Origin of the sequence: Streptomyces sp. NPDC002044 (assembly GCF_040296725.1) — a bacterium.
GTDB classification, from domain to species: domain Bacteria; phylum Actinomycetota; class Actinomycetes; order Streptomycetales; family Streptomycetaceae; genus Streptomyces; species Streptomyces antarcticus.
Genome location: NZ_JBEOXU010000144.1, coordinates 1 through 14,727 on the forward strand (window position 1 = coordinate 1; position 14,727 = coordinate 14,727).

The 14,727-nt window shown below is 74.1% G+C and carries 10 protein-coding genes and 1 tRNA gene; 7 read left to right on the forward strand and 4 right to left on the reverse strand.

Annotated elements, in window-relative coordinates:
• Positions 1 to 91: 91 nt before the first annotated feature.
• Positions 92 to 1,423 carry a glycoside hydrolase family 18 protein gene (locus ABT106_RS26310; RefSeq protein WP_351281932.1) on the reverse strand — a complete coding sequence of 444 codons (1,332 nt, stop codon included), beginning with the start codon at positions 1,421 to 1,423 and terminating at the stop codon, positions 92 to 94.
• A gap of 382 nt (positions 1,424 to 1,805) precedes the next feature.
• Between ABT106_RS26310 and ABT106_RS26315 the strand changes: the two genes are divergently transcribed.
• Positions 1,806 to 2,546, forward strand: a complete 741-nt coding sequence (locus ABT106_RS26315) for an ankyrin repeat domain-containing protein (protein ID WP_351281934.1) — start codon at positions 1,806 to 1,808, stop codon at positions 2,544 to 2,546.
• A 54-nt stretch (positions 2,547 to 2,600) separates the two neighbouring features.
• Positions 2,601 to 2,677: transfer RNA gene (locus tag ABT106_RS26320), tRNA-Trp, on the forward strand.
• Between the two features lie 571 nt (positions 2,678 to 3,248).
• Here ABT106_RS26320 and ABT106_RS26325 read toward each other — a convergent pair.
• A complete protein-coding gene (locus ABT106_RS26325; protein WP_351281937.1) occupies positions 3,249 to 4,370 on the reverse strand; it encodes a substrate-binding domain-containing protein in 1,122 nt (373 codons plus the stop codon).
• A 317-nt stretch (positions 4,371 to 4,687) separates the two neighbouring features.
• Here ABT106_RS26325 and ABT106_RS26330 point away from each other — a divergent pair, with 317 nt between their 5' ends.
• From ABT106_RS26330 to ABT106_RS26350, 5 genes are all read left to right on the forward strand, one after another.
• Positions 4,688 to 6,484, forward strand: a complete 1,797-nt coding sequence (locus tag ABT106_RS26330; RefSeq protein ID WP_351281939.1) for a glycoside hydrolase family 35 protein — start codon at positions 4,688 to 4,690, stop codon at positions 6,482 to 6,484.
• Positions 6,485 to 6,498: 14 nt separating this feature from the next.
• A complete protein-coding gene (galT, locus tag ABT106_RS26335; RefSeq protein ID WP_351281941.1) occupies positions 6,499 to 7,536 on the forward strand; it encodes a galactose-1-phosphate uridylyltransferase in 1,038 nt (345 codons plus the stop codon).
• A complete protein-coding gene (galK, locus tag ABT106_RS26340) occupies positions 7,533 to 8,693 on the forward strand; it encodes a galactokinase (RefSeq protein WP_351281943.1) in 1,161 nt (386 codons plus the stop codon). The genes galT and galK overlap by 4 nt, the downstream gene beginning before the upstream one ends.
• Before the next feature lie 219 nt (positions 8,694 to 8,912).
• Positions 8,913 to 9,863 (forward strand): aldo/keto reductase, encoded by a 951-nt coding sequence (locus ABT106_RS26345; RefSeq protein ID WP_351281945.1) that lies wholly within the window; start codon positions 8,913 to 8,915, stop codon positions 9,861 to 9,863.
• Entirely contained in the window at positions 9,860 to 10,846 is a 987-nt protein-coding gene (locus tag ABT106_RS26350) for a D-2-hydroxyacid dehydrogenase family protein (protein ID WP_351281948.1), read from the forward strand. Before ABT106_RS26345 ends, ABT106_RS26350 begins: the two co-directional genes overlap by 4 nt.
• A gap of 64 nt (positions 10,847 to 10,910) precedes the next feature.
• Here ABT106_RS26350 and ABT106_RS26355 read toward each other — a convergent pair whose 3' ends face one another.
• Both ABT106_RS26355 and ABT106_RS26360 read right to left on the reverse strand, forming a co-directional pair.
• Positions 10,911 to 11,777: an ABC transporter permease gene (locus tag ABT106_RS26355; protein ID WP_351281950.1), complete on the reverse strand. Its 867-nt coding sequence runs from the start codon at positions 11,775 to 11,777 to the stop codon at positions 10,911 to 10,913.
• Complete coding sequence (locus ABT106_RS26360) at positions 11,774 to 14,569, reverse strand: alpha/beta fold hydrolase (protein WP_351281953.1); 2,796 nt, start codon at positions 14,567 to 14,569, stop codon at positions 11,774 to 11,776. The genes ABT106_RS26355 and ABT106_RS26360 overlap by 4 nt, the downstream gene beginning before the upstream one ends.
• Positions 14,570 to 14,727 lie beyond the last annotated feature (158 nt).

A 14,727-nucleotide genomic window follows, 5' to 3' on the forward strand; every position in this document is an offset into this window, starting at 1 on the left:
CGGTGCGCTACGTGGTGTGACGCCGCCGGGCCGGATCGATGTCCGCGGCCCGGCGGCGCCGGTCTGGTGGGGTCCCGCGAGGGGAGCCCGGTCAGCGGCCGCGCAGGCCGCGGTCCACGGCGGTGATCAGCTCGCCGTCGGAGGTGTCCGCGTCCAGCGACCAGAACATCGCGCCGCCCAGGCCCTCTTCACGGACGTACGCGGTCTTCGCGCGCAGCACCTGCGGGTCGTCGTACGTCCACAGCGTGGTGCCGTCGAACAGCCAGGCATGGCCGCCCCGACGGTCGCGGTGCACCTGGTACGACCCCGAGTCCGCGAGCTTCTTCAGCTCCTTGTAGTCCTCGTACCCGGCGGCCCAGGTGGCCGGGGCCGGGCCGGTGGCCGGCTGGCCCATGCCGTCCCCGCCGCCGCTGACGCCGGTCCAGCCCTGCCCGTAGAACGGCATGCCCACCACCAGCTTGTGCGCGGGGGCACCGCGCCGCTTCCATGCCTCGACCGTGCCGGCGACGCTGAAGTCGTTCCGGGCGCGGAGCGCGGACTGCTGGGCGGTGGTCGCCTCGCCGGAGACGTGGAAGTCGTAGCCCTGGAGGTTCACGAAGTCGAAGTCGCGCATGATCCGGCGGACGTCGAAGCCCGCGTCGATCTTGGCCGTCGCCGTCGGGACGTAGGCCGTCAGCTCGTACTTCGTCTTCCTCTTCTGGCTCTTGGCCAGCGCGTCGAGCTGGGTGCGGAACTCCTTGACGAGCGCGGTGAAGTTGGCCTTGTCCTCCGGCCGGAACTTGGTGTCCGCGTCTCCGGCCGAACCGGGCCACTCCCAGTCGAGGTCGATCCCGTCGAACACGCCGGCCGCGGCACCCGCACCGCCGCGGGCGCCGTCCTGCGGCAGGTTCCCCTTGATGTAGAGGTCGATGCAGGAGGTCACGAGGGCCTTGCGGGAGGCGGGCGTCAGCGCGGCGTCCGAGAAATGCGTGGACCAGCTCCAACCGCCCAGCGAGATCAGGGCCTTGAGGCCCGGGTGCTTGGCCTTCAGTTCGCGCAGCTGGTTGAAGTTCCCGGCGAGCGGCTGGTCCCAGGTGTCCGCCACGCCGTCCACGGAGTTCGCGGCGTCCAGGGGCCGGGAGTAGTCGGCCCACGCGTCGGCCTCACCGGGAACGTTGCCCGTGAAGCACTTGCCGTCGGCGCTGACGTTGCCGAAGGCGTAATTGATGTGGGTGAGCTTGCCGGCGGAGCCGTTCGCATCGAGGTCCTGGACCTGGAAGTCCCGGCCGTAGATGCCCCATTGGGTGAAGTAGCCGACCTTCTTGTACGAGCGGTGGTGTCCGTCCGCCCCGTCGCCCTGCGCACCGGCGGAGGGTGCGAAGGCGGTCAGCAGGGAGAGGGAGCAGGCGGCGACGGCCAGTCTGCCGAGCATGCTGCGGCGCATGGGCTTCCTTTGCGGATGCGGGGATTGGGGCGTGAGCGCGTGCGCGGTGCATGCCGGAAACTATTGGTCTGGACCAGAGTGGTCAAGGGGGCGGCCGAAACTCGGTGCTGCGCGGACAGGACCGGCCAACGCCCCCCACGGGCCGCTGGGGTGGCGGTGGTGGCCCCGACGGACCGTTTCCGGGCGGCTTTCCGGGCGGCCGTCTGTTGGCTCTCCAGTGGTCGTCCGGCGGCCGTCTTGCATCCTTAGGCCGGCATTCCGCCGGTTCTTCGCCGGTTCTTCGCCAGCCCTCCGGTGGCTCTTCGGCGATCGGGGGCGGGGTGGCGCGTGCGGTGGACCCGGCGGACTCGTAGGCTGGTCGCCAGCCCCGGGAGGACGCCCCATGCAGCCCCAGTCCCTGGAATCCGACGACCCGCTCGCCCTGTCGGTCATGGCCGCGATCCGTGGCGGCGACCTGCCCGCGCTGCGGCGTCTCCTGAACGCCCACCCGGCGCTCGCGACCGCGCGGATCGTCCGGCGTGGCGAGGCGGCCGGCGAGCGAAGCCTCCTGCACATCGCGACCGACTGGCCCGGCCACCACCCGCACACCGCCGAGGTCATCCGCACCCTCGTGGCGGCCGGCGCCGACCCGGGGGCCCGGTTCGTGGGAGCCCACGCCGAGACGCCGTTGCACTGGGCCGCCAGCAACGACGACGTGCACGCCGTCGACGCCCTCGTCGCCGCCGGAGCCGACATCGAGGCCCCGGGTGCGGTCCTCGGCGGCGGTACCCCGCTCACCGACGCCTGCGGCTTCGGCCAGTGGCGGGCGGCGCGCCGACTCCTCGACCACGGTGCCCGCCCCGGCCTCCAGGAAGCCGCCGCCCTCGGGCTCCTCGACCGGATCGCCGGTCTCCTGGAGTCCGGGGCCTCTTCCGAGGACGTCACGCGTGGCTTCTGGGCGGCTTGTCACGGCGGCCAGCTGTCCACTGCGCGATACCTGCTGTCTCAAGGGGCGGACCTCAACTGGATCGGCCATGACGGGATGACGCCGCTCGACATCGCTCTGACCAGTGAGGACGCCGAGCTGATCGCCTGGCTCAAGGCGTCCGGCGGACGGCTCGCCGACGGATTTCCACCCGGTTGACCGCAGAAAACAGTGGATCTTCAGGCCGTGCCGTGTCATGGTTGGTCCCACCGAAGGGGTGTAGCTCAGCTGGTCAGAGCGCCGGTCTCCAAAACCGAAGGTCGCAGGTTCGAATCCTGCCGCCCCTGCCACCAAACCGCGTGATCGCTTCTTGTCGTACGCCGTGGGGCCGACTCCTTTCCCGGAGCCGGCCCCACGGCGTTTCCGCGTACGCGGGGTCGGGGGCCACGGGGTGCCAGGGGGCCCGCGGGGCCAGCGGGCCAGGCCGGGTCGGGCGTCCTGCTCCCGTTTCACGGTTGCGCCGGGGTTTCCGCTCCCGTTGGGGCGGTGCGCCGGGACCATTGCACGCGGCTTCGTACCTCCGCTGGTCCGGGCTCCCGCGGTTTTGGACCTCCGCCGGTCCGGGTCCCTGTGGTTTTCTGCCTCCACGGGGCCGGACCCTTGCGGTTTCGTGCCTCGGCTGGTGCCGCCGTGGGTTCGTGCCTGCTTCGGGGTGTTCCGCCGCGGTTTCGCCGCTACGGCCGGGGCCTGCCGTTCCGGGTCGGCGGCTTCGCCGGGCGCACCGCTCCGGGGTGGTGACGGCCGCTGCGGCGCACCGTTCCGGGGGAGGGTGCCGACGGGAATCACCGCCTTGACCGGCCCCGGACCCGCCTGTGGGGCCGGTTCGATCGAAACGATCGCTTCGCGGGCGCCGCCGCGCCGTCAGGGGCGGACGGTCAGCCCCGGGAGGAGTTCCAGATGCAGACGCGGACCGTCCTCCGGCTCCCCGCCCGAGAGCCGGTCCAGGAGCAGCCCGGCGGCCCGGGCGCCGACCTCGTGCTTGGCGGGTGCCACCGCCGTGAGCGGGACGTCGGCCATTCCGGCCACCTCGTCGTCGTACGTGATCACCGCCAGGTCCTCCGGCACCCGAACGCCGCGCGCCGTGAGCCGGGGGATCAGCATGATCGCGTCCGTGTCGCTGTGGATCAGCGCCGCCGTCACCCCGCCCGCGGTCACCGCGTCGCACAGGTAGTCCAGGGTCCGGGCGAAGAGGTCGGCTTCCGACAAGGGAGCCGGTCCGGCAGCGGGCCACGGCGGGGCCGGATCCAGTCCGAGCGCGGCCACCGCGGCCTCGTACCCGGTCCGCAGCCGCGCCGTCGTCGGGGTGGTCCGGCTGGCCAGTGCGATCCGCCGGTGGCCCAGTCCCGCCAGGTGCTGCACGGCCCGCGCCGCGCCGTGGGCGTGGTCCGACGCCACCCGGTCCAGCGCCGCCGCCGGATGCCCGGGCGGTGCCCAGCGTTCCACCAGGACCGTCGGAACCGGGAGTTCCGCGACCCAGCCGCCTTCCCCGGGGCCCGGCGACCCGGCCTCCCAGTCCGGTGTCAGCAGCAGCCCGTGCGCTCCGGTCGACACCAGTCGGTCCGCCTGGGTCCGGTCCTCGCCCGGCAGGTAGCGGGTGAGCCCCACGGTCAGCCGGGCGCCGCGCGCCTCGACCGCTTCGCGCGCGCCGCGGACGACTTCCGCGTAGTAGTACTCGGTCGTGGGCACCACCATCCCGACCACGAGCCCTTCCCCGCCGCCGGGGCCCGCGGCGCCCCGGGCGGTGGCGGTGGCCGGGACCGACGCTCCCGCCCGGGGGGCGGCCGGACCGTGCGCCGGGTCCACCCGGCTGATCACCCCGTGCATGCGCTGGATCTCGCCCCGGGCGGTCATCGCCTCGATGTCCCGCCGCAGGGTGACGGGGGAGATGCCGAGTTCCTGGGCCAGGTCCGCCACGCGGACACTGCCGCGCGCCCGGACGAGGGTGAGTACGCGGGCCTGGCGCCGGTCTACGTGCGGTCTCAAGTGTCCCCCTGCTGTCTGCGCGGTCACGTTCGGCTGATCCGGGAGTCGGAGCGTACGCGTACGGGTACGGGCGGGACGTACGGGTACGCGTGGGCGCGTGGGCTGGTGTGTGCGGGTGGGTGTGGATGGGGCGCGAGTGGGTGGAGCGTGGGGGCGGGTGGTACAGGGTGCGCGGGCGTCCGGTGACATCATAGACATGTGATTCGATCGATTCGATCGAATCTGATCAATTGGTCATTGACGGTGCGGTCGGAGCGTTCATATATTCGAGGGCGCCCGCTCTTCACGACATCTCGATCTCTCCCGGGAGTCAGCGCATGCTCACGCACGACCAGGACGGATTCCGGCGCGCAGGCCGGCCCCACCGGATCGTCTCCGGGGCCCTGCACTACTTCCGGGTCCATCCGGACCTGTGGGAGGACAGGCTGCGCCGGCTGCGCGCCCTGGGCGTGAACACCGTCGACACCTACGTCCCCTGGAACTTCCACGAGACGGCTCCCGGCGAGGCGGACTTCACCGGCCCGCGCGACCTCGCCCGCTTCCTGCGCCTCGCCCGGGACGCCGGCCTCGACGCCATCGTGCGCCCCGGCCCCTACATCTGCGCCGAATGGGATTTCGGCGGCCTGCCCGCGCGGCTCCTCGCCGTCGACGGCCTGCACCTGCGCTGTTCCGACCCGCGCTTCGAGGCCGAGGTGGACGGCTGGTTCGACGCGGTCGTTCCCGAGCTGCTGCCCCTGCTCGCGAGCCGCGGCGGCCCGGTGGTCGCCGTACAGATAGAGAACGAGTACGGCTCGTACGGCGACGACACCCGCTACCGCGCCCACGTGGAGCGGGCACTCGTCGAACGCGGCGTCGACTGCCTGCTGTTCACGGCGGACGGCCCCGAGGACGCCATGCTCCAGGGCGGGATGGTCCCCGGCCGCCTCGCCACCGCCACCTTCGGCGCCCGGCCCGCCGAACGCCTCGACGCCCTGCGCCGCTACCAGCGCACCGGCCCGCTCGCCGCCATGGAGTTCTGGATCGGCTGGTTCGACCACTGGGGCGATGACCACCACGTCCGCGAGGTCGAGGAGGTGGCCGGATCGCTCGACGAACTCCTCGCCACCGGAGCCTCGGTCAACCTCTACATGGCGCACGGCGGCACCAACTTCGGCTTCTGGGCCGGCGCCAACCACACCGGATCCCGCCCCGGCGAGGCCGGCTACGAGCCCACCGTCACCAGCTACGACTACGACGCGCCCATCGGGGAGGCCGGCGAACTCACCCCCAAGTTCCACGCGTTCCGTGAGGTCATCGGCAAGTACCTGCCCCTGCCCGACGAGCCGCTGCCCGAGCCGCTGCCCCGCATCGTCCCCGCCCTCGCCGCACCCGCCGGCTCCGCGCCGCTGCTCGCCGCGCTCGACCGCCTCGCCGGACCGCCCGTGCGGCGGGCCGCCCCCGAGTCCATGGAGCGGCTCGGCCAGAGCCACGGCCTGATCCACTACCGCACCACGATCACCGGCCCGCGCCCCGCGATGCCCGTCAGGATCGACGGCCTCGGTGACCGCGCGTACGTCTTCGCCGACGGGGTCCGGCTCGGCGTGCTCGACCGCAACGCGCCCGACGAGGGCCTCGATCTGCCCGTCGGTGAGGGCGGCGTGGTCCTCGACGTACTCGTACGTGCCCAAGGACGGGTCAACTACGGGCCGCTCCTCGACGACCGCAAGGGCATCTGGCGCGGGGTGCGCCACGGCCACCAGCAGCTGTTCGAATGGGAGATCCGCCCGCTGCCCCTGACCGACCCGACCACGCTCGACTGGTCCGCGGGCCCGGCCGGACCCGGCGCCGCCGTAGGCCAGCCGGTCTTCCACCGCTACCTCCACGCCCCCGGCGCCCCCGCCGACGCCTTCGTCGACGTCTCGGGCTGGGGCACCGGGCTGGTCTGGCTGAACGGATTCCTCCTCGGCCACTACGACACCCCGCGCGGCCCGCAACGCACCCTCTACGCTCCCGGACCGCTCTGGCACGCCGGCGAGAACGAGATCATCGTCCTCGAACTCGAACGCCCCGGCACCGAACTGCCGCTGTGCGACCGGCCCGACCTCGGCCGCACCAAGGTCGTCACCCTCCAATGAGAGAAGCCCCGCACGTGAAGCGCACGAGCGCCCGTCTCGCCGACGGCCGCGAGATCCTCTACTACGACACCGACGAGGGCGCTGCCCGCGCCTTCCCCGACACCCGCCCCCTCGGCGCCCCCGCGAGCGCCTCCGAGGTCCGCCGCGACCCGCTGCTCGGCGACGAGGTGGTCATCGCCTCGCACCGGCAGGGCCGTACCTACCACCCGCCCGCCGACGCGTGCCCGCTGTGCCCCTCCACCGGCGGACGCGCGAGCGAGATCCCGGCGCCCGACTACGAGGTGGCCGTCTTCGAGAACCGTTTCCCCTCCCTCACCGGGGACACGGGCCGCTGCGAGGTCATCTGCTTCACACCCGAGCACCTGACCTCCTTCGCCGAACTCGACGAGCGCCGGGCCGCCCTGGTGCTCGCCGCCTGGACCGACCGCACCGCCGAGCTGTCCGCCCGCGAGGGCGTCCGCCAGGTCTACTGCTTCGAGAACCGGGGCGCCGAGATCGGCGTCACCCTCGCCCACCCGCACGGCCAGATCTACGCCTTCCCGTTCGTCACCCCGCGCACCACCCGGATGCGGGCCACCGTCGAGGAGCACCGCTCCCGCACCGGCGGCAACCTCTTCGACGAGGTCCTGGCCGGCGAACGCGCCGACGGGTCGCGGATCGTGCTGGCCGGGGAGCACTGGACCGCCTTCGTGCCGTACGCGGCCCGCTGGCCGTACGAGGTCCACCTCTACCCGAACCGCCGGGTCCCCGACCTGCCCGCCCTCGGCGCCGAGGCCCGCGCCGAGTTCCCCCGCGTCTACCTGGAACTGCTGCGCCGCTTCGACCGGCTCTTCGACCGGCCCGAACCGACCCCGTACGTCTCCGCCTGGCACCAGGCCCCGACGGGCGGGGGACGCGCCGACTTCGCGCTCCACCTGGAGCTGTTCACGGTCCGCCGCACCGCGGACAAGCTCAAGTACCTCGCCGGGACCGAATCCGGCATGGAGGCATACATGAACGACGTCCGGCCCGAGGACGCGGCCGCCCGCCTGCGGGAGGTGGCGAGCCGGTGAACGCGACGGCGCGGGAGTTCCGGGAGCTGTACGGGTACCCGCCCGAGGGGGTCTGGGCGGCCCCGGGGCGCGTGAACCTGATCGGCGAACACACCGACTACAACGACGGTTTCGTCCTGCCCTTCGCGCTCCCGCAGCGCACGGAGGCCGCCGCCGCCCGGCGCGGTGACGGGCTCCTGAGACTCCACTCGGCCGACGCCCCCTCCGGTGTGGTGTCCCTCGACATCGCCGCACTCGATCCCGCGCACCCACCGCCGGGGGCCGCGAGCTGGGCGGCGTACCCGGCGGGGGTGGTGTGGGCCCTGCGGGACGCGGGCCTTCCGGTCGGGGGCGGCGCCGACCTCCACGTCCGGTCCGACGTCCCGACCGGGGCCGGCCTCTCGTCCTCGGCGGCCCTGGAAGTGGCCGTCGGGCTGGCCCTCGCCGACCTGTACGGGCTCGCGCTCACCCGCCCCGAACTGGCGGCGCTCGCCCGGCGGGCCGAGAACGCGTACGTCGGGGTCCCGTGCGGGGTCATGGACCAGACGGCCTCGGCCTGTGCGACCGACGGGCACGCCCTGCACCTGGACACCCGCAGTCTCGAACAGCGGCACATCCCCTTCGACTGCGCGGCGGCGGGCCTGCGCCTGCTCGTCATCGACACCCGGGTCAAGCACGCCCTGGCCGACGGGGCGTACGCGCGGCGCCGGTCCTCGTGCCACGAGGCGGCGGCGGTCCTCGGCGTGCCGGCCCTGCGCGACCTGCCGTACGAGGAACTGGAACAGGCGCTGGCGGGTCTCGCCGATCCGCTCCACCGCAAGCGCGTCCGGCACGTCGTCACCGAGAACGAACGGGTCGTACGGATCGTGGAGCTGCTGCGCTCCGGCGCGTTCCGGGAGGCCGGCCCGCTGCTGACCGAGGGGCACGCCTCCCTGCGCGACGACTACGAGGTGTCCTGCCCGGAGCTGGACCTCGCGGTGGCCGCCGCCAACGCTGCGGGGGCGTACGGCTCCCGGATGACGGGCGGCGGGTTCGGCGGCTCGGCGCTGGCCCTGATCGACGCGGACGCGGAGCCGGAAGTGGCCCGGGCGGTGACCGGGGCCTTCCGCGGGGCGGGCCACGCACCGCCCCGCATCACGACGGCGGCCCCCTCGGCCGGCGCGGCCCGCCTGCGGTAGCCCCCGGTGGGAGACTCCGGGCGGAGCCCCGCTCAGCCCGGGGCGCGCGACCGGGCCACCGCGTAGGGCCGTCCGCCCAGGCCGGCGGCCCGGAAGGCCCGTGCCACCGCGCGGTGGGCGGCGGCACGGGCCTCACCTCAGTCGTTCTGATCGTCAAGGCGCGGGTGGGGTAACTTCGCGGTGATCACGTGACCTCACGAGAGCGGAGCAACGGAACCCATGCGCTATCTCCCCCTGGGCAGTTCGGGCCTGAAGGTCTCCGCCGTCGGACTGGGCTGCAACAACTTCGGCGGCCGCCTCGACGCCCAGGCCACCCGCGCCGTCGTCGACGCCGCCCTCGACGCGGGCATCACCCTCCTGGACACCGCCGACATCTACGGCGGGGGCGGCGGTTCGGAACGCCACCTCGGCCAGGCCCTCAAGGGCCGCCGCGACCAGGTCGTGCTCGCCACCAAGTTCGGCTTCGCGGGCATGGACATGGAGTACGGGCCCGCCGCGGGCTCGCGCGGCGGCCGGGCCTACGTCCGGCGGGCCGTCGAGGAGTCGCTGCGCCGCCTGGACACCGACCACATCGACCTCTACCAGTTGCACAGCCCCGACCCGGCCACGCCCGTCGCCGAGACCCTCGCCGCCCTCACCGAACTCGTCGCCGAGGGCAAGGTGCGCTACATCGGCCACTCCAACTTCAGCGGCTGGCAGCTCGCCGAGGCCGCCCACGTCGCCCGCGAAACGGGCGCGGCGCCCTTCGTGTCGGCGCAGAACGAGTGGTCCCTCCTGCAGCGCTCCGCCGAACGCGAGCTCGTCCCCGCCGCCCTGCACTACGGCGTCGGCGTCCTGCCCTACTTCCCCCTCGCCAACGGCCTCCTGACGGGCAAGATCCGCCGCGGCGCGCCCGTCCCGGCCGGCTCGCGCCTCGAAGGCCGCGACGGCTACCTCACCGAGGAACGCCTCGACGTGGTCGAAGCCCTGGCCGCGCTCGCGGAGACGCACGGGCGCAGCGTGCTCGAACTCGCCGTCGGCTGGCTCTCCGCGCGGCCCGGCTGCGCCTCCGTCATCGCGGGAGCCACCTCGCCCGAGCAGGTGCGGGCCAACGCGGCCGTCGCCGACCGGCCGCTGGACGCCGAACTGCTCGCCGAGATCGACGCCGTGGCACCGGGCGCCCCGGCGTGAACCGCACCCCCTCCGCCGGGCACGGCCCGCTGCGCTGCGCCGTGCTCGACGACTACCAGGACGCCGCGACCACCCTGGCCGACTGGAGCCCGCTCGCCGACCGGGTGGAGGTCGTGACGTTCACGGACCATCTCTCCGACGAGGACCGGCTCGCCGCACGCCTGGCCGACTTCGACATCGTCGTCACCCTGCGCGAACGCCAGCCCTTCCCGGCCTCCCTGCTCGACCGGCTGCCCCGCCTCGCGCTGCTCGTCGCCAGCGGCATGCGGAACTCGGTGATCGACTACGCCGCCGCCGCGCGGGGCGGGGTCACCGTCTGCGGCACGGCCAGCTCAGGCACCCCGCCCGTCGAACTGACCTGGGCGCTGCTGCTCGGCCTGGCCCGGGGCCTCGTCCCCGAGAACACCGCCCTGCGCACCGGCGGCCCCTGGCAGAGCACCCTCGGCGCCGACCTGCACGGCCGCCGGCTCGGACTCCTCGGCCTCGGCAGGATCGGCGGCCGGGTCGCCCGGGTCGGGCTCGCCTTCGGCATGGACGTGGTGGCCTGGAGCCGCAACCTCACGGACGAACGGGCCGCGGAGGTCGGCGTGCGCCGCGCCGGATCCAAGGAGGAACTCCTGGCGGACAGCGACTTCGTCTCGGTCCACCTCGCCCTCGGCGACCGCACCCGTGGCCTGATCGGCGCACCCGAACTCGCCCTGATGCGGCCGGCCGCCTACCTGGTCAACACCTCACGCGCGGCCATCGTCGACCAGGACGCGCTCCTCGACGCCCTGCACGCCGGCCGGATCGCCGGAGCCGGCCTCGACGTCTACGACACCGAGCCGCTGCCGGAGGACCACCCGCTGCGCACCGCCCCACGGCTGCTGGCCACGCCGCACCTCGGCTACGTGACGCGGGCCAACTACGCCACGTACTACGGCGAAGCCGTCGAGAACATCGCGGCGTTCCTCGACGGCGCACCCGTACGCGTCCTGCCGTGACGGACCGGGGCCCGCCCGCCCCGGCCCCGTCCGCCCCGGCCCCGCCGTCCCGGGGCCCTCCCGCTCAGGACGTGATGTCCTTGCGGGAGAAACCCCGGAAGGCCAGGGCGAACAGCACCAGCGCGTAGGACACCGACACCGCGGTCCCCTTGACCATCCCGCCCCACTCCAGCTGCGGCTGCAGCGCGTCCGCCCAGGCGAACTGCCAGTGCGCCGGGAGGAACTCCCGCCATGACCCGAGCGCCGTCACCGCGTCCAGCACGTTGCCGACGATCGTCAGCCCGACCGCGCCGCCCACCGCACCCAGCGGCGCGTCCGTCCGGGTGGACAACCAGAACGCCAGCCCCGCCGTGACCAGCTGCGACACGAAGATGAAGGCGACCGCCAGCGCGAGCCGCGGCACCGTCTCCGAGGCCGCCAGGGACCCGCCCGTGGGCAGCTTCAGCGGCCCCCAGCCGTACGCGGCCGTGCCCGCCGCCAGCGCCACCACCGGCAGCAGCACCATCGCCGCCAGGCTGAAGCCGAGCGCCACCACGAGCTTGCTCCACAGCAGCCGGGCCCGCGGTACCGGTGAGGCCAGCAGGTAGCGCAGCGAGGACCAGCTCGCCTCCGAGGCCACCGTGTCCCCGCAGAACAGCGCCACCGGCACCACCAGCAGGAAGCCCGCCGAGACGAACAGGCAGGTCGCGGCGAAGTTCGCGCCCGAGGCGGTGGCCGTGTCGATCAGGGTGATCCGGCCGTTGCCGCCGCCCGGACCGTCGTCCGGCCCGCCGCCCACGGCGAACGCGACGATCATGATGAAGGGGAGTGCGGCGAGCACCCCGCCCATCACCAGCGTCCGCCGCCGGCGCCACTGACGCTGCGCCTCCACCCGCAGCGGCAGGGTCCGGCCGGGCCGGTAGCCGGGCGCGGTCTCCTGGACGGCACTCATGCCGAACCTCCGATCAGCGTCAGGAACGCGTCCTCCAGCCGGCGGTGCGGACCCACTCCGGACACCGGCACCTCCAGCCGTACGAGTTCGGCGATCAGCTCCGCGGCCGTCGCGCCTTCGAGCCCCACCAGCAGCCCGTCGTCGGCGGCCACCACCGAACCCACTCCCTCCAGGGCCGCCACCTTCTCGACGGCCACCTCGTCCACCGGTCCCGCCAGCGTCACCAGCAGGGTGTCCCCGCCGCCGGTGATCTCCGCGACCTCGCCCGCCTGGACGAGCCGGCCGCGGTCCATGACGACCAGGTGCGTGCAGGACTGCTCCACCTCCGACAACAGGTGGCTGGAGACGATGACCGTCCGCCCGCCGGCCGCGTAGCGGATCATCACGTCCCGCATCTCCCGGATCTGCGGCGGGTCCAGACCGTTCGTCGGCTCGTCGAGGATCAGCAGGTCCGGCATGCCGAGCATGGCCTGCGCGATGGCGAGCCGCTGGCGCATGCCCTGCGAGTACGTGCGTACCGCACGCTCCAGCGCGTCGCCGAGGCCCGCGATCTCCAGGGCCTCCGCCATCTGTGAGTCCTCGGCGGGCCGGCCGGTGGCCTGCCAGTACAGCTCCAGGTTGGCGCGGCCCGTCAGGTGCGGCAGGAAGCCCGCTCCCTCGACGAAGGCGCCGACCCGGGACAGTACCGGCGCCCCGGCGCGCACCGCGTGCCCGAACACCCGGATCTCACCGGCGTCCGGGGAGATGAGGCCCATCAGCATCCGCAGGGTGGTGGTCTTGCCGGCGCCGTTGGGCCCGAGCAGGCCCAGCACCTGGCCCTTCTCCACCCGGAACGACAGGTCCCGCACCGCGTACCGGTCCTGGGCCTTCGCGTACCTCTTGGTCAGCCCGGTGATCTCCAGCGGTACGCCGGCCAGCGCGGGGTCCGGAGCCGGAGCCCCGCCTCGACCGCCACCACCGCTCCGGCCGCCGGTCCGTCGGATCCCGAGCAGCGCCGCGGCCAGTACGGCCGCGCCCAGCGGGAGCCCCCATGTCCAGGCGGGCAGTCCGGACGAGGCGGTGCGCACCCCCGCGGCGACGGGAACGGTCAGCGGCCCCTCGGCGGTGACCGTGTACACGGCGGGCGCCGCCGGGGTCGCGTAGCCGAGGTCGGTCGCGGCGACCACCAGGCGCAGCCGGTGCCCCGCCTCGACCGCGTGGTCGATCGCGGGCAGCCGCAGCTCGACGGCCCGGCCCTGCCCGGCGTCCTCCACCCGGACGGGGGCGACGAGCTGACTGGGCAGAACCTGCTGTCGGCCGTCCGGCCCCACGTCGTACACCTTGCCGAACAGGACGGCCGATCCGTCGGCAGCCGTCGACCTCACGTTCAGGGTGACGGTCGGGGTTCCGGTGATCGTCACGTCCTTGGCCAGCGGCTCCGATTCGAACCGCGCGTTCTGCCCCGGGAAGTCCAGGGACAGCCCCGCCCCGAAGGCCGCGAGCTGACCGCCGATGCCCGGCAGCGAGGACAGCGCGGGCGGCGCGCCGCCCGCCGGATTGGCGAAGCTCTGCTCGCGCCCGGACAGGGCGAACCGCTCCGGACCCGACGTGAGCCCCGGGTAGCGGCCGCCCGTCGCGCCGCGCAGCGTCACCTGCCCGTCGGTGGAGTCGATGCCGCCGGAGCGCGAGACGCGGAACGCCGGACCGGTGTCCGCGCCCTCGTCGTCCTTCAGGTAGCGGTCGAACCAGGCGGCCACCCGCGCGTTCGCCCGGCCGGCCTCCCGCATCCCGCCGTCGTGGCCGCCGGCCGCCCAGTCCACCGAGACGGGCGCGCCGTTCGCCGCGATGGCCGTGGCCATGGCGTCGGCCTGGTCCAGCGGGAACAGCGAGTCGTCCTGGCCCTGGACGATCAGCGTCGGCACCTTGATCCGGCCGCCGACGGCGGAGGGGCTGCGCCCCTCCAGCAGGGCCCGGGCCTCGGCGTCGGGCTTGCCCGCCACCGCGACCCGCTCGTACATCGCGCACAGCTCGGGCTGGAACCGGCCGCAGCCGGGAGCGGCCGCGGGGTCCGCGGCCTTGGTTCCGCCCGGGGCCGCGTCCTGCCCGGCCGGCTGCTGCCGAGAGGGCGCCTGCCCGGCCGGTGCCTGCTGGTCGGGTGCCCCCTGGGACTGTTGCAGTCCTTCGGCGGAACCGGTGGTGAAGAAGATCCCCGCCCACAGCTTCTTGAAGACGTCCCCGGGGAAGAGCGAGTCGGCGAGGTTCCAAAAGGTGATCTGCGGGGCGATCGCGTCGACCCGCGCGTCGTACCCGGCGGCCAGCAGCGACACCGCCCCGCCGTAGGAGGCACCGGACACGCCGACACGCGGATCGCCGGCCGCGTCGAGGCGTACCCCGGGCCGGGTCGCGAGCCAGTCGACGAGCCGCGAGACGTCCTTGACCTCGTGTTCCGGGTCGTTGAGCCCGATCGCTCCGCCGGAGCGGCCGAATCCGCGGGCCGACCAGGTCAGGACGGCGTACCCGTCACGGGCCAGTTGCTCGGCCTGGGCCCGGACGTCGTCCTTGCTGCCGCCGAAGCCGTGCCCGAGGAGCACGGCGGGCCGTTTCCCCCCGCCGTCCTCCCCGCCACCCGAGGTGAAGTACGAGGTGTCGATGCCGGCGCCGGGCATGTCCAGTACGCGGTCCTCGCGGTGTACGGCCGGCGCGTCGCCGGCCGCGGCCGCGGCGGTCCACGTACCGGCTCCCGCGACGACGGCGAGCGCGGCGGCGCCCGCGATCAGGCGGCTGCGGCGGCGCCGGGGCAGTCGGAGCTTCATACGGGAACCCTAGTCGCAGGCCGCGCCGCACCCGAGCGCCCGCAGGGGGATGTCCCGCCCTTCCCGAGGCGCGGGAGGCGTGCCGCAAGGCCGCGCTGCTGGCGCCGGGCGACCCGGTCCCGTACATCACGGAGCTGGCCATCGCGCGCGGACTGGCC